The following is a 24,345-nucleotide window of genomic DNA, read 5'->3' as shown; positions in this document are numbered from 1 at the left end:
AGGTGAGGGCCGCCACCCCGTTCCACGGGGTGGCGGCCCTCACCTGGTGCCCGACGAACCGGGACCCTCGGGTCCCGGCTCCTTAGAGGTCGAAGTACAGCTCGAACTCGTGCGGGTGCGGGCGCAGCTGGATCGGGGCGATCTCGTGGGTGCGCTTGTAGTCGATCCACGTCTCGATCAGGTCGGGCGTGAAGACGCCGCCGGCCTGGAGGTACTCGTGGTCCTGCTCCAGGGCCTCGAGGACCGCCGGGAGCGAGGTCGGGACCTGCTGGACGCCCGCGTGCTCCTCGGGGGCCAGCTCGTAGAGGTCCTTGTCGATCGGCTCCGGGGGCTCGATCTTGTTCTTGACGCCGTCCAGGCCGGCCATCAGCAGGGCCGAGAACGCCAGGTACGGGTTCGAGGACGGGTCCGGGGCGCGGAACTCGACGCGCTTCGCCTTCGGGTTCGACCCCGTGATCGGGATGCGCATCGCGGCGGAGCGGTTGCGCTGCGAGTACACCATGTTGACCGGGGCCTCGAAGCCGGGGACCAGGCGGTGGTAGGAGTTCACCGTCGGGTTGGTGAACGCCAGCAGCGACGGGGCGTGCTTCAGGATGCCGCCGATGTAGTAGCGGGCCATGTCCGACAGGCCGGCGTAACCCTGCTCGTCGTAGAAGAGCGGCGTGCCGCCCTGCCACAGCGACTGGTGGACGTGCATGCCCGAGCCGTTGTCACCGAAGATCGGCTTCGGCATGAAGGTCGCGGTCTTGCCGTTGCGCCAGGCGACGTTCTTCACGATGTACTTGAAGAGCATCAGGTCGTCGGCCGCGGCGAGCAGCGTGTTGAACTTGTAGTTGATCTCCGCCTGGCCGGCGGTGCCGACCTCGTGGTGCTGGCGCTCGACCTGGAGGCCGTTCTTGTCCAGCTCCAGGGAGATCTCCGCACGCAGGTCGGCGAAGTGGTCGACCGGCGGGGTCGGGAAGTAACCGCCCTTGTAGCGGACCTTGTAACCCCGGTTGTTCTCGGTCGCACCGGTGTTCCAGGCGCCGGCCTCGGAGTCGATGTGGTAGAAGCTCTCGTTCGCCGACGTCTGGAAGCGGACGTTGTCGAAGACGTAGAACTCGGCCTCGGGGCCGAAGTAGGCGGTGTCGGCGACACCGGTCGAGGCGAGGTACGCCTCGGCCTTCTTGGCCACGTTGCGCGGGTCACGGCTGTACTGCTCGCCGGTGATCGGGTCGTGGATGAAGAAGTTGACGTTCACGGTCTTGTCGCGGCGGAACGGGTCGACACGGGCCGTGGACAGGTCCGCGCGGAGCGCCATGTCCGACTCGTGGATGGCCTGGAAGCCGCGGATCGACGAGCCGTCGAAAGCCAGTTCCTCGGCCGGGTCGAAGGACGCTGCCGGGATCGTGAAGTGCTGCATCACACCCGGCAGGTCGCAGAACCGGACGTCGATGAACTTGACGTCGTTGTCGGCGATGTACTTCTGGACTTCGTCGGCGTTCTGGAACATCCAACTCCTCCTACTCCCGACCCGGGAAAGGGCGGGGTTGCAACTCGTTGTGCGGCCAGTGCGGTGGCACACGCTGGACCCGACCATAGGCAGGCGGGATTTCTTCAGCATGACCCATTTGTTTCGCCCAAGTTAACCGGGCCGGGGGGCAGCGGCACCTCAGCGACGTGTTCAGTGCCCCGCCCGGCCGGTCGCAAACACGGGCGCAGTACCGTGGACGGGTGGACAACAGGCAAGCAATCGGATCGTGGCTCTCGGGGCCGCGCGCGGCGGCCGAGGAGATGGGCGCCGACTTCGGTTACCGGGGCGAGCGCCTCGGTCTGCCCCGAGAAGGCCCGGGGTCCGTGGCCCCGCTCGGCCGGCGCTTCGGGGCCCTCTTCATCGACTGGCTCGTGTGCATGGTGATCGCATACGGGCTGCTCGCTCGCGGTGACCAGCAGGTGGCGGGGAACTGGGCGCTCGGCGTCTTCCTCGTCATGAGCCTGCTGACCGTCGGGACCATCGGTTCCACGCCCGGCAAGCGAATCCTGGGCCTGCGCGTCATCGCCGAGGACGGCGGACGGCTCGGTGCGGTGCGCGTGATCGTCCGGACCGTCCTCCTCCTCCTGGTGATCCCCGCCCTGGTCTGGGACCGCGACAGCCGCGGCCTCCACGACCGGCTGGGCCGTGCCGTGCAGGTGCGTATCTGAGGACGGGCGGCGGGGCCCCGGGCCGGGCGCTCCGACCGATGAGCGGCACGTCATGCCTCCGGTACCGCGCGCCGCAGCCGAGGTGAGCGGGACCGTGTCCACGTGCCGGCCCGCGGCAGCCGAGCGGAAACCGCCGGGTACCGGGCATCACCGCGTGACGGCCCGGATGCCGGGCCCGCGGCCATGGCGTGGCGGCCCGCGCGGGCGCGCACCCGCCGGAGACGGAACGCAGAGCGAAGAGGGCGGCCCCGGACGTGTTCGTCCGGGGCCGCCCTCTTCGTGCGTACTGGGTCAGCGCATCTTTCCGCCGCGTGGCATCCGCATGCCCTTCGGCATCGGGCCCTTCGGCAGCGGCATGTTGCTCATCAGGTCGCCCATCGCCCGCAGCCGGTCGTTGGTCGCCGTGACCTGCGGGCCGGTCAGTACCCGCGGAAGCTTCAGCATCTTGGTGCGCACCTTCTTGAGCGGCACCTGGCCCTCGCCGTCACCGACGATGATGTCGTGCACCGGCACGTCCACCACGATGCGGGCCATCTTCTTCTTCTCGGCCGCCAGCAGGCTCTTCACCCGGTTCGGGTTGCCCTCGGCGACCAGCACGATGCCCGCCTTGCCGACGGCACGGTGGACGACATCCTGGCTGCGGTTCATCGCGACCGCGGGCGTCGTGGTCCAGCCACGGCCGACGCGGTCGAGCACGGCCGCAGCGGCGCCGGGCTGTCCCTCCATCTGCCCGAAGGCCGCGCGCTCGGCACGCCGGCCGAAGATGATCGCCATTGCGAGGAGGGCCAGCACGAAGCCCAGGATGCCCGCGTAGATCGGGTGGTCGATCAAGAAGCCGATCGCGAGGAGGACGCCGAAGGTGACGATTCCCACACCCGCGACGACAAGACCGACCTTGGGGTCGGACCGCCTGGTCATCTTGTAGGTCAGGGCGATCTGCTTGAGCCGCCCCGCGTTCTCGGCGCTGTCCGCGCCGTCAGTGTTTGCCTTCCTCGCCATGTACCGAAGTTTACGTGGCCCCGGAGTCACCTAGGAACGGTGGTCGGCCACAGCCTTCAGGACATGCTCCGCCTCGACCCGGCCCTCGGCCCTGCGGCGGTCCTCGAGGACCGCCGTCCAGGCGTTCCGGCGGGCGGTGCGCTGGCCGCTGCTCAGCAGCAGCGACTCGACGGCGCGGAGTGCGGTCGTGACGGACGGGATCGTGTTGGCTCGTACCGGCGCGGCATGCATGGTGGGCGTTCCCCCTCGGAACGGATGCGCGCACCCGGCGCGCACTGAGTAGCGGGAAGCAGGGACGACAACGGCCGCGTGTGCTGCCGCTGCGTGTGTACCTAGGGTCACTGCTCGGTGTTACCAGTGCATGACCGGTCGGTCAAACACCAATGAAACCTTGATTTCGGCGCCGCGCACGCCGACGCGGCCCATACGGGCCCTCGACCAGCGGGGAACGCATGGGCCGCGTCGATGCGGCGGTTACTGTTCAGTAGCTTCTTGTGCTCGGATTCACACGGTCCCGGTGGCCGTCGTCGCTCCCGCGACAGGCGCGTTCCGCCGGTCCATCGCCTGCTGGAAGAGGCGGCCGGCGCGGTACGAGGAACGCACCAGCGGCCCCGACATCACGCCGGAGTAGCCGATCGCGTCGGCCTCGTCCTTCAGCTCCACGAACTCGTGCGGCTTCACCCAGCGCTCGACCGGGTGGTGCCGCGGGGTGGGCCGCAGGTACTGCGTGATCGTGATGAGCTCGCAACCCGCGTCGTACAGGTCCTGGAGTGCCTCGCTGACTTCCTCGCGGGTCTCGCCCATGCCGAGGATCAGGTTGGACTTGGTCACCAGGCCGGCCTCGCGGGCCCGCGTGATGACCTCCAGCGAACGCTCGTAACGGAATCCGGGCCGGATCCGCTTGAAGATCCGCGGGACCGTCTCGACGTTGTGCGCGAGCACCTCGGGGCGCGAGGAGAAGACCTCGGCGAGCTGCTCGGGCACCGCGTTGAAGTCGGGGATCAGCAGTTCCACCTTGGTGGCGCCGGTCGCCCGCTCCGCGGTCTGCGCGTGGATCTGGCGCACGGTCTCCGCGTACAGCCAGGCGCCGCCGTCCTCCAGGTCGTCGCGTGCGACGCCGGTGATCGTGGCGTAGTTCAGGTCCATCGTGACCACGGACTCGCCCACGCGGCGGGGCTCGTCCCGGTCGAGGGCCGCAGGCTTGCCCGTGTCGATCTGGCAGAAGTCGCAGCGCCGGGTGCACTGGTCGCCGCCGATGAGGAAGGTCGCCTCGCGGTCTTCCCAGCATTCGTAGATGTTCGGACAGCCGGCCTCCTGGCACACGGTGTGCAGACCCTCGCTCTTCACGAGCTTCTGCATCTTCGTGTACTCGGGGCCCATCTTCGCCCGGGTCTTGATCCACTCGGGCTTGCGCTCGATGGGGGTCTGGCTGTTCCGGACCTCGAGGCGCAGCATCTTGCGCCCGTCGGGTGCGACAGCGGACACTCCGGCACTCCCCTTTGCTTTCGCTGCATTGGATTCTTCGGCGAACACCAGGGTACGCCCGTGGTTAGAACGGTCTTACCTCTGCCCAACCTGTGGCCGACAGGGCCTATTCCCGTGCGGGTCTCAGGCGGGGGCGGCGGCCGCGGGGGCCTCCACGACACGGGGCGCGAGCTCCGCGTGCTCCAGGACGTCCCTGAGGTGCTTCTCGGCGACCGGGAGGACCTCGGCGATCGTGAGGTCGCGGCCCAGCTCGTACGCGAGCGAGGTGACGCCCGCGTCGCGGATGCCGCACGGCACGATCCTGTCGAACCAGGTGTTGTCCGGGTTCACGTTGAGCGCGAAGCCGTGCATGGTCACGCCCTTGGCGACCCGGATGCCGATCGCGGCCAGCTTGCGGTCCTCGCGGCGCTGGCCGGCGTTGGACGGGGCGTACTCGGGGCCGTTCAGCCGGGCGTCGAACTCCTCGTCGTGCAGACGGGGGTCGAAGTCCAGCGACAGCCCGCCGAGCGAGGGGCGCTCCTCCACCGGGTCGCCGAGGACCCAGACACCGCTGCGGCCCTCGACCCGGGAGGTCTCCACGCCGAACTCGGCGGCCGTGCGGATCAGCGCGTCCTCCAGGCGGCGCACATGGGCGACGACGTCGACCGGACGCGGCAGCTTCTGGATGGGGTAGCCGACGAGCTGGCCCGGCCCGTGCCAGGTGATCTTCCCGCCGCGGTCGACGTCGACGACCGGAGTGCCGTCCAGTGGGCGCTCGCTGTCGGTCGTGCGGCGCCCCGCCGTGTAGACGGGCGGGTGCTCGAGGAGCAGGCAGGTGTCGGGGACCGTGTCCTCGAACCGGGCGGCGTGCACCTCGCGCTGCTTCTGCCAGGCCTCCCGGTACTCGACCGCGTCCTCGCCGAACCCCAGACGGACGAACCGCAGCTCACTCACTTCGGGTGCCTCCCTACTCGCGGCGGCGCGAGGCCGGGGGGTGTCCCCGGAGCCACGTCACCATGCACTGATGTGCGCCCCCGGCCACTCTACGACCGCACCGTGAGCGGGTGTCCGGCAGGTCGAGGCCGGTCGCCCCCTGTCAGCGATGTCCGCAATTCTCACACGATCGGATGAATGTGAAGCGAAGGTCCTCGATGCGGCGGCAGGGGCCGCTAAATTCGCGCCGTTCCATAAGGGTTGCCCGCCGGGCGCCGAAGGCAGGAGACCGTAGAGCTGATGTCGGAACGACCTCCGCAGCGCACCCCCAACCGGCGGCTCGCTGCGCTCATCGCGGAAGCCGGATTCTCCCACGCGGGCCTGGCCCGCCGGGTGGATCAGCTGGGCCTCGAACACGGCCTCGACCTGCGCTACGACAAGACCTCGGTGACCCGCTGGCTGCGTGGTCAGCAGCCCCGGGGCACCACCCCCGCGCTGATCGCCGAGGTCTTCACCCGGCGGCTGGGGCGGCGGCTCTCGGCGCAGGACCTGGGCCTGGACGCGTGTGCGCCCGTCTACGCCGGCCTGGAGTTCGCGGCGACGCCCGCCGAGGCCGTCGACATCGTCAGCGGACTGTGGCGGAAGGACTCCGGCAGTCACGCGGAGCTGCGCAAGATCGCGTTCACGCCGGCCGGCCTGGTCGTGCCCAGCCGGGACTGGCTGATCGGACGGGCCGACGAATGGGTCGGCCGCGGCGAGCCGGCGCAGGTGAGCGGGGCGGGAGGCCTGCCCGCCCCGCGCGTCCCGGCCGAGGCGGCCGGGCTGCGCACGGCGAGCGCGCTCCACACCACCAACGGGCTCCACCCCGGCAACGGATCCGGCACACCCCACGGAGCGGGTGCGCACGGGGCGGGCGGGCACGGGGCGGGCGGGCACGGCGGCCGGGCCGGTACCCGCGGCCCCGGGTCCTCCCGCCCGCCGGGCCCGGCGGTCCCGCCGCCGGCCGTACCGCGCCAGCGGCAGACGGACCGGGGCCCCGGCCAGCGGGTCGGCAGCGGCGACGTCGCCGCCCTGCGTTCGGTCGGCGAGCTCTTCCGCACGCTGGACAACGCGTACGGCGGCGGTCACGCCAGGCAGGCCCTCGTCCGGTACCTGGAGCACGAGGCCGAACCCATGCTCCGCGGGAGCTACGGCGAGACGATCGGCAGGCGGCTGTTCTCGGCCGCCGCCGATCTGACCCGGCTGGCGGGGTGGACCTCGTACGACATCGCGGCGCACGGCCTGGCCCAGCGCTACTTCGTCCAGGCGCTGCGGCTCGCGCAGGCCGCCGGTGACCGGGCGTACGGCTCGTACGTCCTGATCACGATGAGCCGGCAGGCGGTCTACCTCGGGCACGGCAGGGAAGCCGTCCAGCTCGCGCGCGTCTCCCAGCAGGGCATCGGTTCGTCCGCACCGCCCGTCGTCATGGCGCTGCTGCACGCCGTCGAGGCGCGCGGACACGGCGTGCTCGGTGAGACCAGGGCGTGCGTCGCCGCGCTCGTACGGGCGGAGCGCTCCCTGCAGGCCGTCCGGCCCGGCGACGAGGTGCCGCACTGGGCCCGCTACTTCGACGAGGCGCAGCTGGCCGACGAATTCGGCCACTGCCACCGCGATCTGCAGCAGTACCGGATCGCCGCGCAGCACGCCGAGCGGTCCCTCCAGCTGCGTGCTCCGGCGTACGCCCGGAGCCGGCTGTTCTGCAGGGTGGTGCTCGCCTCCGCGCGGCTCGGGCTCGGCGAGCTCGACCAGGCCTGCCTGCTGGGCGCCGAGGCGGCCCAGCAGGCCTCGGAGATGCGGTCGGTGCGCGCCACGGAGTACGTGCGGGACTTCGAGCGCCGTCTGGAGCCCTACCGGGACGCGGTCGCCGTACGGGGGTACCGCGACCGGGTCGCCGCGCTGGGCTGACCGGCCGCTACGCGGCGGCGGGCAGCGTCGCCCCGCCCCCGGGCTCCCTGCGCACCCCCAGGTCCGCGAGGATCGCCGAGGCGGCGCGCCGCCCGGAGTGCAGGGCGCCCTGGACCGTGCTCGTGTCGCGGTGGTCGCCGCACACGTACAGGCCGGCGAGCACCCGGACGGGCCGGCGCAGATCGTGCGGGGGTGGCATCGCGGGCACGGCCTCCGGGTCGTGATGGGCCGCCAGCAGTTCCCAGTCGTGCGTGGGCGTGCCGTACAGCGTGGCGAGATGGGCGCGGACCGTGCGGTCGAGGTCGGGCGGCGGGGGGCCGAGCACCGTGGAGGTGACCAGGGTCCGGCCGTGGGGTGCCCGCGAGGGGTCGACCTCGCTCATCACGGCGGTGTGCGCGACCGGTCCGGACCGGTCCGCGTCCAGCAGCAGACTCGCACCGGTCGACGGGGGCGCCGGGGCCGTGTGGTGCAGCACCGTCACCGGATGGAACACCGGCGTTCGCAGTCCGGGCAGCAGCTCCGCGGCGGCCCCCGCGCCGGTGGCCAGCAGCAGGGAGCGGCAGCCCAGCTCGCCGTGCTCCTTGGTGCGTACGGAGGTGATGTCGGCGGCCGTGACGTGCACCCCGGTCCGTACGGTGCCGGGCGGCAGCGCGGCGGCCAGCAGCTCGGGCAGGGTCGCCGCACCCCCCGACGGGACGCAGAGCCTGCCGCGCGCGTAACTGCGCAGGGTGAGATCGGCGCAGCGGCTCGACGTGCTGAGCTCCGGGTCGCCCAGCAGGGCGGACAGCAGGGGCCGCAGGAAGGTGTTGACCGTTCGTGGCGGGAGTCCGCGCGCCGACAGGGCCGAGAGCGCCGGCCGGTCGGGCCGGGCGGTGATCCGGGCCACCGGAGTCGTGGCGAGGCGGGACAGCCAGGCGCCCAGCCTGGCCTGCTCGATCGCCCCGCCCAGGGGCGCTCGGGGGGCGCGCGGCCGGGAGCGCACAGCCCTGAGCGCTCCCCTCGCACTCCGTATGTCTCCGGCGCGGAACTGGCGGCCCCCGCTGTTGACGAGCACGCCGGGTGCGAAGTCCCGGAGCACCAGCCCTTCGAGACCCGGCGTCGTGCGCAGCTCCGGGTAGGCGGAGCTGAGCAGGGGGCCGAGACGGTCGAGCCGGAACCCGTCCATCTCCTGGGTGGCCATCCGGCCGCCGACGTGCGGGGCGGCCTCCAGGACGGTGACGCTCACTCCTGCGCTGATCAGCTGGTGGGCCGCTGAAAGACCGGCTGTCCCGGCCCCGATGATGACCACATCCGCGTGCTGTGCCGTGTCTGCCGTGAGCACGTGCCCCTCCCCGCGTCGGCTCGACTGGTGGGGGGCTCTTGCCCCCAACCGGCCCCCGGAATACCCGAGTTCGGGTCGAGGCTAGGTGGATGGCCGATGCAGGTACAGTCGCACGCACCCCGTGCACCGGTGCACGGGGTCGCACGGCGGCCCGGCGGGACGCCCGCGGGCCGTGGGCACGACGGCGGCGACGGGCCCGCCGGCCTGCACCGCGGTGCGGTTCCGCCGTCCCCGGGGTGCGGACGGGAGGCCGGGCTCAGCGCAGCGCGGCGCGGATCGCGTCGTCGATTCCGGGGAAGGCGAACGAGAATCCCGAGTCGAGAAGTTGGCCGGGGAGCACCCGCTGGCTGCCCAGGACGTCCTCCGCGAAGTCCCCGAGCGCGATCCGCAGCGCGGGCGCCGGGGCGGTGAAGAGGGTCGGGCGGCGCAGCACCCGCCCCATCGCGGCCGTCACCTGGCCGTTGGTGACGGGGGAGGGGCCGGTCAGATTCACCGGACCGGACACGGACTCCGTGTCCAGGAGGTGCCGCAGGGCCGCGACGTGGTCGTGCAGGGCGATGAAGCTCCAGTACTGCCGGCCGTTCCCGAGCCGCCCGCCGAGCCCCGCCTTAAACAGCGGGAACAGCCGTCCCCAGGCCCCGCCCTGCCGGGAGACGACCAGGCCGGTCCTGGCGTGCACCGTGCGGATGCCCGCCTCCTCGGCGGGGGCCGCGGCCTCCTCCCACTCCACGCACACGGACGGCAGGAACCCCTCGCCGGGCGGCGCGCTCTCGTCGACCGCGCGGTCCCCGGTGTCGCCGTAGTAGCCGATGGCGGAACCGGACAGCAGTACCTTCGGCGGGGTGTCCAGGGAGGCCACCGCCTCGGCGATCGCCGAGGTGCCCAGCACCCGGCTGTCGCGGATCTCGCGCTTGTACGCCTCGGTCCACCGGTGGTCCCCCACCCCGGCGCCGGCGAGGTGGACGACGGCGTCGCAGCCGACGAGGCCCGCCACGTCGACGTACTGGCGCTTCGGATCCCACTCGACCTCGTCGCCCGTGGCCGCGGGGCGGCGCACCAGGCGCACCACCTCGTGCCCGTCGGCGCGCAGCGAGCGCACGAGCGCCGCTCCGATGAGTCCGGTCGATCCGGTGACAGCGATACGGGAGTGCGGCATGGCCTCATCCTGCCCCATGGGCCCCGCGGCACGCGGAACACGACGTGGCACAGTGGCACGCATGTCCGAGCCGCCGCCCTTCCTCTCGCTCCTGCCCGTCCGCCCCGCCGTGCAGGCGGACCAGAGCGCGCTCGGGGAGCTCGACCGCGCCACCTGGTCGACGCTGCACTCCGTGCAGCCCCGGCCGGTGCCCCCGTACGGGCCCTTCTTCGACGACCACCACCGGCCCGAGGACTACCTGGTGGCAGGGGCGGCCACGGGGTCGGGGGAGGAGCGCGTCGCCGGATACCTCCGGCTGGTCAGGCCGACCCCGCTCGCCTGCAACGCGCACGTACGCCAGATACAGGGCCTCGCCGTCGCCGAGTGGGCTCGGGGCCGGGGTGTCGCGCGGACACTGCTGCGCGCCTCGTTCGCCGAGGCGCGGAGGCAGGGGGCCGGGCGGCTCACCCTGCGGGTCCTCGGGCACAACGCCCCCGCGCGGGCGCTCTACGCGGCGGAGGGCTTCGCGGTGGAAGGGGTGCTGCCCGGTGAGTTCTTCCTGCACGGACGGTACGTCGACGACGTCCTGATGGGCCGTTCGCTGGCGCCCTGAGGCCCCGGGGCCCGGAAGGCCGCGCCGCCCGGGCCGCGCGGCACAGAACCGGTCGCTCCCGGCCGGTCGCTCAGGCCGGTCCGAAGCGGTCCCAGAGCGCGGGGAACCGTTCCGCCAGCACCGTGTCGTCCTCGAGCCCGAAGGGCGTGCCCTCCGGGCTCCCGGCCTGGGGCGCCAGACCGAGGTCGGGAGCCACCACGCCGGTGAGCTGCTCGTACGCCTCGTCGGCGGCGTACCCGAGCTCCTCGCCGTCGCCGTCGAGCTCCTCGTCGAAGTCCGCCAGCAGCTCGGCGAGGCTGTCCGGATCGTGCATCGCGCCCTCGAAGACCTCCCGGCCCTGCCCGATCAGCCAGCACCGGAAGTAGTCGAACGCGTCGTCGTCCGCCCCGCCCAGCAGCACCGCCGCGGCCCCCCACAGGTCCCAGCGGTAGGCGCGGTTGTAGCGGGCCTCGAAGTGTCTGGCGAAATCCAGCACGGAGTCCGGATCGAGGCGCACCAGCCGTTCGACGAGCAGGTCGGCATGGTCCTCGGGGTCGCCTTCGGCGGCCTCGCGGGTGTCGTCGATGATCTCCCAGAACTCCGTCTCGTCCATCACGGGTCCAGCATCTGCCTTGGCGGCGGGCGACGCACGCGGAGACACCGAAATGAAGCCTTCAGCGATAGAGGTCGCGCAGGCGTTCGGCGGCATCGGCGAAGCGTTCGCGCAGGGGGGCGGGTGCGAGGACCTCCAACTCGGGTCCGAGGCCGAGCAGCTGACCGTAGGCGACATCCTCGGACTCGACGGCCAGGGTGACCGTGAGCCGGCCGTCCCCGTCGGGTCCGGCGGCCGCGGCCAGCGCTTCCTCGGCGGCGGCCCTGTCCACGGCGTACGGAAGCCGCCGCGCACCCGCCTCGGACAGCCGTACGGTCACCTCGGTACGCAGGATCGAGCGGGCGAACTGGGCCGCCCGCTCCTCCCAGAAGCGGGGGAGGTCGAAGTCCTCGTCCCGCACGAAGCGCGTCTTCGACACGGCGACCGCGGCGAACCGGTCCACGCGGTACACCCGGAAGTCCTCCCCGGCCCGGGCGCACAGGTACCAGACACCGGCCTTCAGCACGAGCCCGTACGGCAACAGCTCCCGCTCCACCTCGTGCCCGGTGCCGCGGCGGTAGCGGACCCGGGCCGGCCGGTCGTCCCAGACGGCCTCCGCGACGGCGGGCAGCACGTCGGGGGCGGTGGGCTCGTGGAACCAGCCGGGGGCGTCGAGGTGGAAGCGCCCGGCCGCGCTCCGCGAGGCGTCCCGGAGCGAGGGGAGCAGTGCGGCCGAGACCTTCAGCCGCGCCGCGGACGCGGCTTCGTCCAGCCCCATCTCGCGCAGCGCGGAGGGCAGCCCGGACAGGAAGAGGGCCTCGGCCTCGTGGCGGGCCAGCCCGGTCAGCCGGGTCCGGTAGCCACCGACGAGCCGGTAACCACCGGCCCGGCCCCGGTCCGCGTACACGGGCACGCCCGCCTCGGAGAGCGCCTGGGCGTCCCGGGTCACGGTGCGCTCCGACACCTCCAGCTCCGCCGCCAGCTCGGCGGCGGTCATGACGGGGCGGGACTGCAGGAGCAGCACCATCTTGATGAGCCGGGCAGCACGCATGGAGCCATTGTGGGGTGCCGGGGACGACGGCGGGGCAGGTGCCGGACCTGCCCGGCACCTGCCCCGCCCTCCTGCCTACAGCCCGTACCTCTCCCGGGCCTCCTTGACCGTCGAGGCCGGGATCTCGCCGCGGCGTGCCAGCTGGGCGAGGGAGGCGACGACGACCGACTCCGGGTCCACACCGAAGTGCCGGCGGGCCGCCTCGCGAGTGTCGGAGAGGCCGAAGCCGTCCGTGCCCAGCGACGACCAGTCCTGCTCCACCCACTGGCTGATCTGGTCCGGAACGGCGCGCATCCAGTCGCTGACCGCGAGGACCGGGCCCGGCGCACCGGAGAGCGCCTGGGTCACGTACGGCACCCGCTCCTCACCGCGGAGCAGCGCGTCGTCGGCCTCCAGCGCGTCGCGGCGCAGCTCGCCCCACGAGGTCGCGGACCAGACGTCGGCCGTGACACCCCAGTCGGCGGCCAGGAGTTCCTGGGCCTTCAGCGCCCAGTGGATCGCCGTGCCGGAGCCCAGCAGCTGCAGGCGCGGCGCGTCCGCCGTGGCGGGCGTGCCCTCCTTGAAGCGGTACAGGCCCTTGACGATGCCCTCCTCGACGCCCTCGGGCATCGCGGGCTGCTGCTTCGGCTCGTTGTAGACCGTCAGGTAGTAGAAGACGTCCTCGGCCTCGGGGCCGTACATCCTCCGCAGACCGTCCTTGACGATCACCGCGATCTCGTACGCGAACGCCGGGTCGTAGTTGAGCGACGCCGGGTTCGTCGACGCGATCAGGTGCGAGTGGCCGTCCGCGTGCTGGAGGCCCTCGCCCGTCAGCGTCGTACGGCCCGCCGTGGCGCCCACGATGAAGCCCTTGCCGAGCTGGTCGGCGAGCTGCCACATCTGGTCGCCGGTGCGCTGCCAGCCGAACATCGAGTAGAAGATGTAGAACGGGATCATCGTCTCGCCGTGCGTCGCGTACGACGTGGCGGCGGCGATGAAGTCGGCCATGGCGCCGGCCTCGGTGATCCCCTCGTTGAGGATCTGGCCGTCCTTGGCCTCCTTGTAGTACATCAGCTGGTCGCGGTCGACCGGCTCGTACGTCTGGCCCAGCGGCGAGTAGATGCCGGCCGACGGGAACAGCGACTCCATACCGAAGGTACGGGCCTCGTCCGGGACGATCGGCACCCAGCGCCTGCCGGTCTCCTTGTCCCGCATCAGGTCCTTCACCAGGCGGACGAACGCCATGGTGGTGGCCATCTCCTGCTTGCCGGACCCCTTGTACAGGGCCTTGAAGGCACGCTCCTCCGGCTGCGGCAGGGCCACGGCGTGCACCCGGCGGGCGGGAGCCGGACCGCCGAGGGCCGCGCGGCGCTCCTGGAGGTAGCGGACCTCGGGGGAGTCGGCACCCGGGTGGCCGTAGGGGACCAGCCCGTCCTCGAAGACGCTGTCCGGGATCGGGAGCCCGAGCAGCTCGCGCATGCTCTTGAACTCGTCGGCCGACAGCTTCTTCATCTGGTGGTTGGCGTTCTTGGACTCGAAGCCCTTGCCGAGCGTGTAGCCCTTGACCGTCTGGGCCAGGATCACGGTCGGGGCGCCCTTGTGCTCCACGGCGGCGCGGTAGGCCGCGTACACCTTGCGGGCCTCGTGGCCGCCGCGGGAGCTGTAGAAACACTCGGCGATCTTGGCGTCGCTCAGCAGCTTCGCCAGCTCGGCGAGCGCGGGCTCGGCGCCGAAGAAGTGCTCGCGGATGTAGGCCACGTCGCGGGTCGCGTACGTCTGGAACTGCGCGTCCGGCACCTCGCGGAGGCGGCGGATCAGCGCACCGGTGGTGTCCAGCTGGAACAGCTCGTCCCAGGCGTTGCCCCAGAGCGTCTTGATGACGTTCCAGCCGGCCCCGCGGAAGGCGCCCTCCAGCTCCTGGACCACACGGAAGTTGGCGCGGACCGGACCGTCGAGGCGCTGCAGGTTGCAGTTGATGACGAAGGTCAGGTTGTCGAGCTGCTCACGGGCCGCGAGGGCGAGGGCTGCGGTCGACTCGGGCTCGTCCATCTCGCCGTCGCCCAGGAAGGCCCAGACGTGCGAGTTCGACGTGTCCTTGATGTTGCGGTTGGCGAGATAGCGGTTGAAGCGCGCCTGGTAGATCGCCGAGAGCGGGCCGAGACCCATCGACACGGTGGGGAACTCCCACAGCCAGGGCAGCCGCCGCGGGTGCGGGTAGGACGGCAGACCGTTGCCGCCCGACTCCTGGCGGAAGTTGTCGAGCTGCTGCTCGCTGATCCGGCCGTCGAGGAAGGCGCGGGCGTAGATGCCGGGGGAGGCGTGGCCCTGGATGTAGAGCTGGTCGCCGGAGCCGTCCCCCTCCTTGCCGCGGAAGAAGTGGTTGAAGCCGGTCTCGTACAGCCAGGCGGCCGAGGCGAAGGTCGCGATGTGGCCGCCGACGCCGAAGCGGGCACCACGGGTGACCATCGCGGCCGCGTTCCAGCGGTTCCACGCGGTGATCTTCGATTCCATCTCCAGGTCGCCGTCGAAGGCGGGCTCCGCGGAGGTGGGGATGGTGTTGACGTAATCGGTCTCCAGCAGCTTGGGCAGCGCGATACCGGCGCCCTCCGCGTGCTGGAGCGAGCGCCGCATGAGGTACGCGGCACGGTGCGGGCCCGCGGCCTTGGTGACGGCTTCCAGGGAGGCCGCCCATTCGGCGGTCTCCTCGGGGTCGCGGTCCGGGAGCTGGTCGAGCTCGCTCGGAAGCTTTGCTACGGGGTCGGTCATGATCGCCGCCTTCCGGAGTGGAGGGGGGTGGAGAAGGCCCTGACTGGCAGGACAGGGCGATCGGGCCGGTGGGCCCGCGAGTGAACTGTAAGTCTCCGATCGATGATCGATCAAAGGATGAAAGGAAAAACTTCTCGATATGAAGAAAGTGGCATGGGGTGCCGCGAAAAGGGGCACGCAGTGACGGGATTATTGGGGTGAAACGGGCCCTGAGCTGCACAGTCGAGCGCGAGGGGCCGCATATGGGTGCGACGCGCCCTTTCGGTACCGGCCCTCACGCGGGCGCACACCTTCGGGCGGAATCAGGGCCGCGCCGGGCTCATGCCCCGGCGCTCCGGGTTCACGCCCGGGGCGCGCATCCCAGGACGTGTTCCTTCACCATCACGGCGATCCGCGGGTCCCGCCGCAGGAACGCGTCGATGAGCGCCTCGTGCTCCTCCGCGTAGGACTTCTGCACCGTGCCCAGCCAGCGGATCGACAGGGCCGTGAACACCTCGATGCCCAGTCCCTCCCAGGTGTGCAGAAGGACGGCGTTGCCCGCCGCCCGCACCATCTCCCGATGGAAGGCGACGGTGTGCCGCACCTGGGCCTCGCCGTCAGCCAGCCGGTCGGCCTCGTACAGGGCCGCCACGTGCGGGGCCAGCGCCGAGCAGTCCTCGCCGAGCGCCGGGGCCGCCAGCTCCGCCGCGATCTGCTCCAGCCCGGCCCGTACGGGGTAGCTCTCCTCCAGGTCGGCCGCGGTCAGATTCCGCACCCGCACGCCCTTGTTGGGCGCCGACTCGATCAGCCGCAGGGTCTCCAGCTCGCGCAGCGCCTCGCGCACCGGCGTCTGGCTGACCTCCAGCTCGGTCGCGATGCGGCGCTCGACGATCCGCTCACCCGGCTTCCAGCGCCCGCTGACGATCCCGTCCACGATGTGCTCGCGGATCTGTTCGCGCAGCGAGTGGACGACGGGCGGGGTCATGACGGGCTCCTTCGGGCGAACCGGTGCTGCTCTCCACCAACTCGGCGTCCGGGGGCGCCGGTGGTGTCTAGACAATACGGCGGCGCCCCCGCCCGGGAGTGTCCCGGACGGGGGCGCCGCTGGTGAGGCTGGTTACAGCTGCACGGTTCAGAGGCCGAGCTCGACCTCGAACTCACCGGCCTCCAGGATCGCCTTGACCGTGGTCAGGTAGCGGGCGGCGTCCGCGCCGTCCACCAGACGGTGGTCGTAGGAGAGCGAGAGGTACGTCATGTCGCGGACACCGATGACGGTGCCCTCGGCGGTCTCGATGACCGCCGGACGCTTGACGGTGGCACCGATGCCCAGGATGGCGGCCTGGTTCGGCGGCACGATGACGGTGTCGAACAGCGCACCGCGCGAACCGGTGTTGCTGATGGTGAAGGTGGCACCGGACATGTCGTCCGGGGTGAGGCCGCCGCCGCGGGCCTTGCCGGCCAGCTCGGCGGTCTTCTTCGCGATACCCGCGATGTTCAGGTCGCCCGCACCCTTGATGACCGGAGTCATCAGACCCTTCTCGGCGTCCACGGCGATGCCGATGTTCTCCGAGTCGAAGTACGTGATGGTGCCTTCGTCCTCGTTGATCCGGGCGTTGACGACCGGGTGGGCCTTCAGCGCCTGGGCCGCCGCCTTCACGAAGAACGGCATCGGGGACAGCTTGACGCCCTCACGGGCGGCGAAGGACTCCTTCGCCTGGTTGCGCAGCTTCATCAGCTTGGTGATGTCGACCTCGAGGACCGAGGTCAGCTGGGCCTGCGAGTGCAGCGCCTTCATCATGTTGTCGCCGATGACCTTGCGCATGCGGGTCATCTTGACCGTCTGGCCGCGCAGCGGGGACGCCTCGAGCTTCGGCGCGGCCTTGGCTGCCGGGGCAGCGGCGGCCGGAGCCGGAGCGGCAGCGGCGGCCTTGGCGGCCTCCGCGGCGGCGACGACGTCCTGCTTGCGGATACGGCCACCGACGCCGGTGCCCTTGACCGCGCCCAGGTCGACGCCGTTCTCGGAGGCGAGCTTGCGGACCAGCGGCGTGACGTACGCGCCGTCGTCACCGGAAGGCGCGGCCTGGGCGGCCGGTGCCGGTGCGGCAGCCGCGGGAGCCGGGGCGGCCGGAGCCGGAGCGGCAGCCGCGGGAGCCTGAGCGGCCGGAGCCGGTGCCGCGGGCGCCGCCGGGGCGGGAGCCGGGGCAGCGGGGGCGGCCGGGGCGGGAGCCGGAGCGGCAGCGGGAGCCGGAGGGGCAGCCGGGGCGGCCGGAGCCGGGGCCGGGGCTGCGGCGGGAGCCGGGGCGGCCTCCGCCGGTGCGGCGGCCGGAGCGGCACCCGGAGCACCGATGACGGCGAGCTTGGCGCCGACCTCGGCGGTCTCGTCCTCGGCGACCACGATCTCCAGGAGCACGCCGGAGACCGGGGCCGGGATCTCGGTGTCGACCTTGTCCGTGGAGACCTCGAGCAGGGGCTCGTCCTCCGTGACCTCCTCGCCGACCTCCTTCAGCCAGCGGGTGACGGTGCCCTCGGTGACGCTCTCACCGAGCGCCGGGAGGGTGACATCCGTACCGGCGGCGCCACCGGCCGGAGCCTCGGCGGCAGGTGCCTCGGCAGCGGGTGCCTCGGCGGCGGGTGCTTCGGCGGCGGGGGCCGGAGCCTCCTCGGCCGGAGCCGGGGCGGCCTCCGGCTCGGCGGCGGGTGCCTCGGCCGCGGCCGGTGCGCCCGAGCCGTCGTCGATGACGGCCAGCTCGGCGCCGACCTCGACGGTCTCGTCCTCGGCGACCTTGATGGACGCCAGGATGCCCGAGGCGGGGGCGGGGATCTCGGTGTCGACCTTGTCGGTCGAGACCTCGAGCAGCGGCTCGTCGGCCTCGACGTGCTCGCCCTCGGCCTTCAGCCAGCGGGTGACGGTGCCCTCGGTGACGCTCTCGCCGAGCGCCGGAAGGGTTACGGAAACCGACATGGTTTCAGTTGCTCCTTACGAAAGTGCGGAAGTGGTCGGTCGTCGCGCCCGGGACTGGAATCAGTCGTGGGAGTGAAGAGGCTTGCCGGCCAGGGCCAGGTGGGCCTCGCCCATCGCCTCGTTCTGCGTCGGGTGGGCGTGGATGAGCTGCGCGACCTCGGCCGGCAGCGCCTCCCAGTTGTAGATCAGCTGGGCTTCGCCGACCTGCTCGCCCATACGGTCACCGACCATGTGGACGCCGACCACGGCACCGTCCTTGACCTGGACGAGCTTGATCTCGCCGGCGGTCTTCAGGATCTTGCTCTTGCCGTTGCCCGCGAGGTTGTACTTGAGGGCGACGACCTTGTCCGCACCGTAGATCTCCTTGGCCTTGGCCTCGGTGATACCGACGGAGGCGACCTCGGGGTGGCAGTACGTCACCTTCGGCACGCCGTCGTAGTCGATCGGCACGGTCTTCAGGCCGGCCAGCCGCTCCGCCACCAGGATGCCCTCGGCGAAGCCGACGTGGGCGAGCTGGAGGGTCGGGGCGAGGTCGCCCACGGCCGAGATCGTCGGCACGTTGGTCTGCATGTACTCGTCGACGAGGACGTAGCCGCGGTCCATCGCGACGCCGGCCTCCTCGTAGCCCAGACCCTGCGAGACCGGGCCGCGGCCGATCGCGACCAGCAGCACCTCCGCCTCGAAGGTCTTGCCGTCGGCGAGGGTCACCCGCACGCCGTCCTGCGTGTACTCGGCCTTGTCGAAGAAGGTGCCGAGGTTGAACTTGATGCCGCGCTTGCGGAACGCGCGCTCCAGGAGCTTCGAGCTGTTCTCGTCCTCGACCGGGACCAGGTGCTTCAGGCCCTCGACGATGGTGACCTCGGTGCCGAAGGACTTCCACGCCGAGGCGAACTCGACGCCGATGACGCCGCCGCCCAGGACGATCGCGGACTTCGGGACGCGGTCCAGCTTCAGCGCGTGGTCCGAGGAGATGATGCGGTTGCCGTCGATCTCCAGGCCGGGCAGCGACTTCGGCACGGAGCCGGTCGCGAGCACCACGTGACGGCCCTGGATCCGCTGGCCGGCGACGTCCACCGAGGTGGGCGACGAGAGCCGGCCCTCGCCCTCGATGTAGTGCACCTTGCGCGAGGCGATGAGTCCCTGCAGACCCTTGTACAGGCCCGAGATCACCTCGTCCTTGTAGGCGTGGACGGCCTCGATGTCGATGCCCTCGAAGGTGGCCTTCACGCCGAACTGACCGGCCTCGCGGGCCTGGTCGGCGATCTCGCCGGCGTGCAGCAGCGCCTTCGTGGGAATGCAGCCGTTGTGCAGGCAGGTGCCGCCGACCTTGCCCTTCTCGATCAGTGCGACGTCCAGGCCCAGCTGCGCTCCGCGCAGGGCCGCGGCGTAACCGCCGCTACCACCGCCGAGGATCACTAGGTCGAAAACGGTGCTGGCGTCGTTCGCCACGTCACGTCCTCCATGCATGTGCGCCGTATGCCGGGCCCCGTCGCTGGGGTGTGACCGGCCGGTCGGCTGGTGTTCGGCCGCTTGCGTTATTCGGCCCTGTGGTGGGGGCCCTGTCCTGCCGAGAACCCATCTTCGCACTTGTTGCGGGCGGACGGGACGCGGGCCCCCGCTCAGGGCCGGACGAACATCCGGCCCGGATGGTCACCGAAGCGTACAAAGTTTCGGAAAAACGGCCGGTCAGGACCACTGGGAGGAACGCGTACGGCCCCGGACGTATGCCCGGGGCCGTATCCGCTGCGCGCGAACGCCACAAGCGGACATTGCGCGCGAAGGCCGCGCGCGAACGCGATGCCCGGAAATCAGCCGAGGTCGCCGGCGGCTGTGCGCTCCGCGAGCTTGACCAGGGTGCGGACCGCGGAACCGGTGCCGCCCTTGGGCGTGTAGCCGTACGGCGCGCCCTCGTGGAAGGCGGGTCCGGCGATGTCCAGGTGGGCCCAGGCGATGCCCTCGCCCACGAACTCCTGGAGGAAGAGGCCGGCCACCAGGCCGCCGCCCATCCGCTCGCCCATGTTGGCGATGTCGGCGGTCGGGGAGTCCATGCCCTTGCGCAGGTCGGCGGGGAGCGGCATCGGCCAGGACGCCTCGCCGACCTCCTCGGCGATCTCGTGGATGGACGTACGGAAGGCGTCGTCGTTGGCCATCACACCGAAGGTGCGGTTGCCCAGGGCGAGCACCATCGCGCCGGTCAGGGTCGCCACGTCGACGATCGCGTCCGGCTTCTCCTCCGACGCGCGGGTCAGCGCGTCGGCGAGGACGAGCCGGCCCTCGGCGTCGGTGTTGAGCACCTCGACGGTCTTGCCGCTGTACATGCGCAGCACGTCACCCGGGCGGGTGGCGTTGCCCGAGGGCATGTTCTCGGCGAGGGCCAGCCAGCCGGTGACGTTGACCTTCAGGCCGAGGCGGGAGGCCGCGACGACGGCGGCGAACACGGCGGCGGCGCCGCTCATGTCGCACTTCATCGTCTCGTTGTGGCCGGCCGGCTTGAGCGAGATGCCGCCCGAGTCGTAGGTGATGCCCTTGCCGACCAGGGCGAGCGTCTTCTCCGCCTTGGGGTGCGTGTAGGCGAGCCGGACGAGGCGGGGGCCGTGGGCCGAGCCCTGCCCGACGCCGAGCAGACCGCCGAAGCCGCCCTTGACGAGCGCCTTCTCGTCGAGGACCTGCACCTTGATGCCGTGCTCCTTGCCGGCGGCGGTGGCCACGGCGGCGAAGGACTCGGGGTACAGGTCGTTCGGCGGGGTGTTGATCAGGTCGCGGGCCCGGTTGATCTCCTCGGCGACCGCGAGGGCGCGCTCGGCGGCGGCCTTGAACGCCTTGTCGCGCGGCTTCGTGCCGAGCAGGGCGACCTCGGCGAGCGGCAGCTTCGGGCCGCCGGCCTTGGCGCCCTTGGGGGCGACCTTGTTCTCGCCGCCCTGGTAGGCGGTGAAGGCGTACGCACCCAGCAGGGCGCCCTCCGCGATGGCCTCGGCGTCCTCGGCGGACTCCGTCGGCAGCGCGAACCCGGCCTTCTTCGAACCGGCCAGCGCGCGGGCGGCACTGCCCGCGGCCCGGCGCAGCGCCTCGGTGTCGTACGCGTCGTCCTTGCCCGGGACCGGGCCGAGCCCGACCGCGACGACGACCGGGACCTTGAGTCCGGACGGCGCGGGGAGCTTGGTCACTTCGCCCTCGGCACCGGAGGCACCGAGGGTCTCCAGGACGGTGGCGAGCTTGCCGTCGAACGCCTTGTCCACGGCCTCGGCGCCCGGCGCGACGACCAGGTCCCCGGCCTTGGAACCAGCGTTCTTGGCGACGCCGACGACGAGTGCGTCGGCGCGCAGCGTCGCCGCACCGGCAGTGCTGAGAGTGAGAGCAGTCACGGTGATGAAATCTCGCTTCCGTTGAGTCGTATGCCGGTCGAGGGGTGGGCCGACCGTGCCCGGCGCATCGTGGATGCCGCCGCAATGTGCCGTAACGAGCCTACGCGCGCCCCCGCTCACCGCTCACAGGGGCGGGGCCGTCCGGTCGTACGGCCCCGCTCCGTCCGGCCCGCGGGCCGGGGACGCGCCCCCGGGGGCAGGGGCGTTGGCCTGGGCGGGACGACTGGGAGAGGCGCCGGGCGGAGCGGGTGGCCGGTGCCCCGAGCGGTGCCGCCGGCCCCCGGACCCCGTCCCGGGGAATGGTCCTCAGCCGAGGACCAGGGCCAGCAGGGCCACCGTGGCCGCCGTCTCCTCCAACGCGCCGAACACGTCCCCGGTCACCCCGCCGAAGCGCCGCACGCAGTGACGCAGCATCAGCTGCGCCGCACCCAGCCCGGCCAGGGCGGCGAGGGCGTGGTGCACGGCCCCGTACCCGCCGAGCAGCGCACCGGCCCCCGCGCATCCCGCCACCACCGCGCAGGCGACGGCCGTGGCCGCGCGGAGCGGAACGGTGCCCGCCACCGCGGCGCCGAGGCCCTCGGGCCTGGCCGGAGGCACCCCGCGGCGCGAGGCCAGCGTGAGTGCCAGCCGGGCCACCACCGCGGCGGCGACCGTCCCCAGGGCGCCGTCCTCCCAGCCCCGCCCGTACAGCTCGTACAGGGCCGCGACCTGCGCCATCAGGACGAACAGCAGGGTGATCACACCGAACGGCCCAATGTCCGACTGCTTCATGATGCGCAGCGCGTCCTCGGCCGGCCGGGCACTGCCGAGGCCGTCGGCGGTGTCCGCGAGACCGTCGAGATGCAGGCCCCGGGTCAGTGCGGCAGGGAGCGCGGCGGCGGCGACGGCCGCCAGCAGCGGCCCTGATCCGGCGAGCAGCAGCAGCGCTCCGGACGCGGCCGCGAGGAGCCCCGCCACGAGCCCTGCGAGCGGGGCGCAGAGCATGCCGGCGCGGGCGGCTTCGCGGTCCCAGCGGGAGACGTGGACGGGGAGCGCGGTCAGGGTGCCGAAGGCGAAACGCACGCCGTGGCTGTTCAGGGAGGTCACCGCGCGCAGGCTAGCCGGTGCGGCCCGGCACTAGATTGTGCAGAACATCCGAAAAGCCGCATAGGTGGATCGCCGGGAGTAGGTGGCATGGGTCACTGGCTTCACCAGAACATCGTCGAGCCGGGCAAGCTTCCGCTGCTGCTCGCCCTGAGCGCCTTCGTGCTGACGTTCGCCGTCACCCGGATCATCACCCGCATGATCAGAGCGGGGAAGGGGCCGTTCGGCAACATCACGCCCGGCGGGGTGCACGTCCATCACGTGGTGCCGGGCGTCGTGCTCTCGGTGGTCGGCGGCTTCGGCGCGGTGGCCGCGGGGCAGCACGGTGTCGCCCCCGGGATCTGCGCCGTCGTCTTCGGTGTGGGAGCAGGCCTGGTCCTCGACGAGTTCGCGCTGATCCTGCACCTCGACGACGTGTACTGGAGCGAGGAGGGCCGCCAGAGCGTGGAGGTCGTCGTCCTCACCGCCTCGCTCGTGGTGCTCGTGCTCGCCGGCTTCTCGCCCCTGGGGGTGGACGAACTGAGCGGTGACCAGCAGCAGAGCAGGCTGGGCGTCGTGCTGACCTACCTCGTCAACTTCGGCTTCGTGCTCATCGCCCTGTTCAAGGGCAAGGTCCGCATGGCGGTGATCGGCACCCTCGTCCCGTTCATCGCGCTGATCGCCGCGATCCGGCTGGCCAGACCGGTCTCGCCGTGGGCCCGGCGCTTCTACCGCAACCGGCACCGGGCCCGTGCCAGAGCGGTGCTTAGGGCGTATCACCACGACGTGCGCTGGGTGGGGCCGCGCCGCAGGTTCCAGGACCTGATCGGCGGGGCCCCGGACAGGGCCCCGCTGCCGGGACCGCCCGGCCCCCCTTCCGAGCCCTGAGGTCAGGCGGTCGCGGTCTCCGCCGACCCCTCGGTCCCGGTCTCCTCCGCGGAGGGCTCCTCCGCGGGTTCCTCCGCCCGCTCGGGCAGCTCCGCGGCCAGCGCCGCCGCGGCCTGGACGAGCGGCAGCGCGAGCAGCGCGCCGCTGCCCTCACCGACGGTCACCCCGTGGTCCAGCAGCGGGGTCAGCGCCATCCGGTCCAGCGCCTTCATCTGTGCGGGCTCACCGCTCACCTGGCCGGCCAGCCACCAGTCCGGCGCCCGGAAGGCCGCCCGCTGGGCCACCAGGGCACAGGCCGCCGAGACCACGCCGTCCAGCACCACGGGCATCCGGCGCACCGCGCTCTGCAGCAGGAAGCCGGTCATCGCCGCCAGGTCCGCGCCGCCCACCGCTGCCAGCAGTTCCAGCTGATCACCGAGAACCGGCCGGGCCCGGCGCAGCGCGTCCCGGATCGCGGCGCACTTGCGCATCCACGCCAGGTCGTCGATCCCCGCACCGCCGCGCCCGGTCACCACCGAGGCGTCCGTACCGCACAGCGCCGCGATCAGGGTCGAAGCCGCCGTCGTACCGCCGACGCTCAGATCACCCAGCACCACCAGATCGGTGCCGGAGTCGGCCTCCTCGTCGGCGATCCGCATCCCGAGGCGTACGGCCTGCTCGGCCTCCTCGGCCGTCAGCGCGTCCTCGACGTCGATACGGCCGCTGCCCCGCCGCACCCGGTGCCGCACGACCGCCTCGGGCAGCAGCTCCGGGTCGCAGTCCAGGCCGGCGTCCACGACGCGCACCGGCACGGAGAAGCGCCGGGACAGCACCGCCACCGGGCTCGCACCGTCCAGCACGGCCCGGACCAGCTCGTGCGCGGTCCCGGCCGCCCGGCCGGACACCCCGAGCTCCGCCACCCCGTGGTCACCCGCGAAGAGCACCACGCGGGGCCGGTCGACCGGCTTGACCGGGACCGCCTGCTGGGCGGCCGACAGCCACTCGCCCAGCTCGTCGAGCCGGCCGAGGGCCCCGGAGGGGACGGTCAGCCGCTCCCGGCGTTCCTCGGCGTCGCGGCGCACGCCCCCGTCGGGGCGTTCGATCAGGTCGGAGAAGTCGTCCAGATTCACGGGGATCTGCCTCGCGGGTCGTCACA

General features: G+C 72.2%; 20 protein-coding genes. 4 read left to right on the top strand and 16 right to left on the bottom strand.

Features of this window, described 5'->3' with window-relative positions:
• Positions 1-82: 82 nt before the first annotated feature.
• Positions 83-1,492 carry a type I glutamate--ammonia ligase gene (gene glnA / locus OG927_RS08890; RefSeq protein ID WP_056784410.1) on the bottom strand — a complete coding sequence of 470 codons (1,410 nt, stop codon included), beginning with the start codon at positions 1,490-1,492 and terminating at the stop codon, positions 83-85.
• A gap of 221 nt (positions 1,493-1,713) precedes the next feature.
• On the opposite strand from glnA, the gene OG927_RS08885 reads away from it, so the two are divergent.
• Positions 1,714-2,181 carry an RDD family protein gene (locus OG927_RS08885; RefSeq protein ID WP_330319942.1) on the top strand — a complete coding sequence of 156 codons (468 nt, stop codon included), beginning with the start codon at positions 1,714-1,716 and terminating at the stop codon, positions 2,179-2,181.
• 291 nt (positions 2,182-2,472) lie between these two features.
• Here the strand turns inward: OG927_RS08885 and OG927_RS08880 are convergent, their stop codons facing one another.
• From OG927_RS08880 to lipB, 4 genes are all read right to left on the bottom strand, one after another.
• Positions 2,473-3,180, bottom strand: coding sequence for a DUF4191 domain-containing protein (locus OG927_RS08880; protein WP_056784404.1), 708 nt, complete (start codon positions 3,178-3,180; stop codon positions 2,473-2,475).
• Between the two features lie 30 nt (positions 3,181-3,210).
• A complete protein-coding gene (locus OG927_RS08875) occupies positions 3,211-3,411 on the bottom strand; it encodes an SCO2195 family GlnR-regulated protein (RefSeq protein ID WP_056784401.1) in 201 nt (66 codons plus the stop codon).
• A 273-nt stretch (positions 3,412-3,684) separates the two neighbouring features.
• Positions 3,685-4,665 carry a lipoyl synthase gene (lipA, locus tag OG927_RS08870; protein WP_056784398.1) on the bottom strand — a complete coding sequence of 327 codons (981 nt, stop codon included), beginning with the start codon at positions 4,663-4,665 and terminating at the stop codon, positions 3,685-3,687.
• Positions 4,666-4,788: 123 nt separating this feature from the next.
• Entirely contained in the window at positions 4,789-5,598 is an 810-nt protein-coding gene (gene lipB / locus OG927_RS08865) for a lipoyl(octanoyl) transferase LipB (RefSeq protein WP_056784394.1), read from the bottom strand.
• A gap of 279 nt (positions 5,599-5,877) precedes the next feature.
• On the opposite strand from lipB, the gene OG927_RS08860 reads away from it, so the two are divergent.
• Positions 5,878-7,521 carry a regulator gene (locus tag OG927_RS08860; protein ID WP_330319941.1) on the top strand — a complete coding sequence of 548 codons (1,644 nt, stop codon included), beginning with the start codon at positions 5,878-5,880 and terminating at the stop codon, positions 7,519-7,521.
• 7 nt (positions 7,522-7,528) lie between these two features.
• Here the strand turns inward: OG927_RS08860 and OG927_RS08855 are convergent, their stop codons facing one another.
• On the bottom strand, positions 7,529-8,842 hold the full coding sequence (locus tag OG927_RS08855) for an NAD(P)/FAD-dependent oxidoreductase (protein ID WP_056784386.1): 1,314 nt from the start codon (positions 8,840-8,842) through the stop codon (positions 7,529-7,531).
• Positions 8,843-9,098: 256 nt separating this feature from the next.
• Positions 9,099-9,998 (bottom strand): TIGR01777 family oxidoreductase, encoded by a 900-nt coding sequence (locus OG927_RS08850; RefSeq protein ID WP_056784382.1) that lies wholly within the window; start codon positions 9,996-9,998, stop codon positions 9,099-9,101.
• Positions 9,999-10,059: 61 nt separating this feature from the next.
• Here OG927_RS08850 and OG927_RS08845 point away from each other — a divergent pair, with 61 nt between their 5' ends.
• Positions 10,060-10,590, top strand: coding sequence for a GNAT family N-acetyltransferase (locus OG927_RS08845; RefSeq protein WP_330319940.1), 531 nt, complete (start codon positions 10,060-10,062; stop codon positions 10,588-10,590).
• Between the two features lie 70 nt (positions 10,591-10,660).
• Here the strand turns inward: OG927_RS08845 and OG927_RS08840 are convergent, their stop codons facing one another.
• The 8 genes from OG927_RS08840 to OG927_RS08805 form a co-directional block, all read right to left on the bottom strand.
• Positions 10,661-11,182 carry a DUF4240 domain-containing protein gene (locus OG927_RS08840; RefSeq protein WP_209471338.1) on the bottom strand — a complete coding sequence of 174 codons (522 nt, stop codon included), beginning with the start codon at positions 11,180-11,182 and terminating at the stop codon, positions 10,661-10,663.
• Positions 11,183-11,243: 61 nt separating this feature from the next.
• On the bottom strand, positions 11,244-12,212 hold the full coding sequence (locus tag OG927_RS08835; protein ID WP_330319939.1) for a helix-turn-helix transcriptional regulator: 969 nt from the start codon (positions 12,210-12,212) through the stop codon (positions 11,244-11,246).
• Positions 12,213-12,287: 75 nt separating this feature from the next.
• Entirely contained in the window at positions 12,288-14,957 is a 2,670-nt protein-coding gene (aceE, locus tag OG927_RS08830; RefSeq protein WP_330319938.1) for a pyruvate dehydrogenase (acetyl-transferring), homodimeric type, read from the bottom strand.
• 340 nt (positions 14,958-15,297) lie between these two features.
• Positions 15,298-15,921 (bottom strand): GntR family transcriptional regulator, encoded by a 624-nt coding sequence (locus tag OG927_RS08825; protein ID WP_056784364.1) that lies wholly within the window; start codon positions 15,919-15,921, stop codon positions 15,298-15,300.
• 147 nt (positions 15,922-16,068) lie between these two features.
• Positions 16,069-17,898 carry a 2-oxoglutarate dehydrogenase, E2 component, dihydrolipoamide succinyltransferase gene (sucB, locus tag OG927_RS08820; RefSeq protein ID WP_330319937.1) on the bottom strand — a complete coding sequence of 610 codons (1,830 nt, stop codon included), beginning with the start codon at positions 17,896-17,898 and terminating at the stop codon, positions 16,069-16,071.
• Between the two features lie 60 nt (positions 17,899-17,958).
• Positions 17,959-19,347, bottom strand: coding sequence for a dihydrolipoyl dehydrogenase (gene lpdA, locus OG927_RS08815; RefSeq protein WP_056784358.1), 1,389 nt, complete (start codon positions 19,345-19,347; stop codon positions 17,959-17,961).
• Positions 19,348-19,706: 359 nt separating this feature from the next.
• Positions 19,707-21,260, bottom strand: coding sequence for a leucyl aminopeptidase (locus OG927_RS08810; RefSeq protein ID WP_330319936.1), 1,554 nt, complete (start codon positions 21,258-21,260; stop codon positions 19,707-19,709).
• Between the two features lie 306 nt (positions 21,261-21,566).
• Positions 21,567-22,346, bottom strand: coding sequence for an adenosylcobinamide-GDP ribazoletransferase (locus tag OG927_RS08805; RefSeq protein ID WP_056784352.1), 780 nt, complete (start codon positions 22,344-22,346; stop codon positions 21,567-21,569).
• 87 nt (positions 22,347-22,433) lie between these two features.
• Between OG927_RS08805 and OG927_RS08800 the strand changes: the two genes are divergently transcribed.
• Positions 22,434-23,210 (top strand): hypothetical protein, encoded by a 777-nt coding sequence (locus tag OG927_RS08800; RefSeq protein WP_056784349.1) that lies wholly within the window; start codon positions 22,434-22,436, stop codon positions 23,208-23,210.
• 2 nt (positions 23,211-23,212) lie between these two features.
• On the opposite strand, the gene cobT is transcribed toward OG927_RS08800, so the two are convergent.
• Positions 23,213-24,319, bottom strand: coding sequence for a nicotinate-nucleotide--dimethylbenzimidazole phosphoribosyltransferase (cobT, locus tag OG927_RS08795; protein ID WP_056784346.1), 1,107 nt, complete (start codon positions 24,317-24,319; stop codon positions 23,213-23,215).
• Positions 24,320-24,345: the final 26 nt, after the last annotated feature.

This window comes from Streptomyces clavifer (genome assembly GCF_036345975.1).
GTDB lineage: Bacteria > Actinomycetota > Actinomycetes > Streptomycetales > Streptomycetaceae > Streptomyces > Streptomyces clavifer.
Note: the sequence above shows the minus strand (reverse complement) of the source record. Positions and strands in the feature narration are given on the sequence as shown.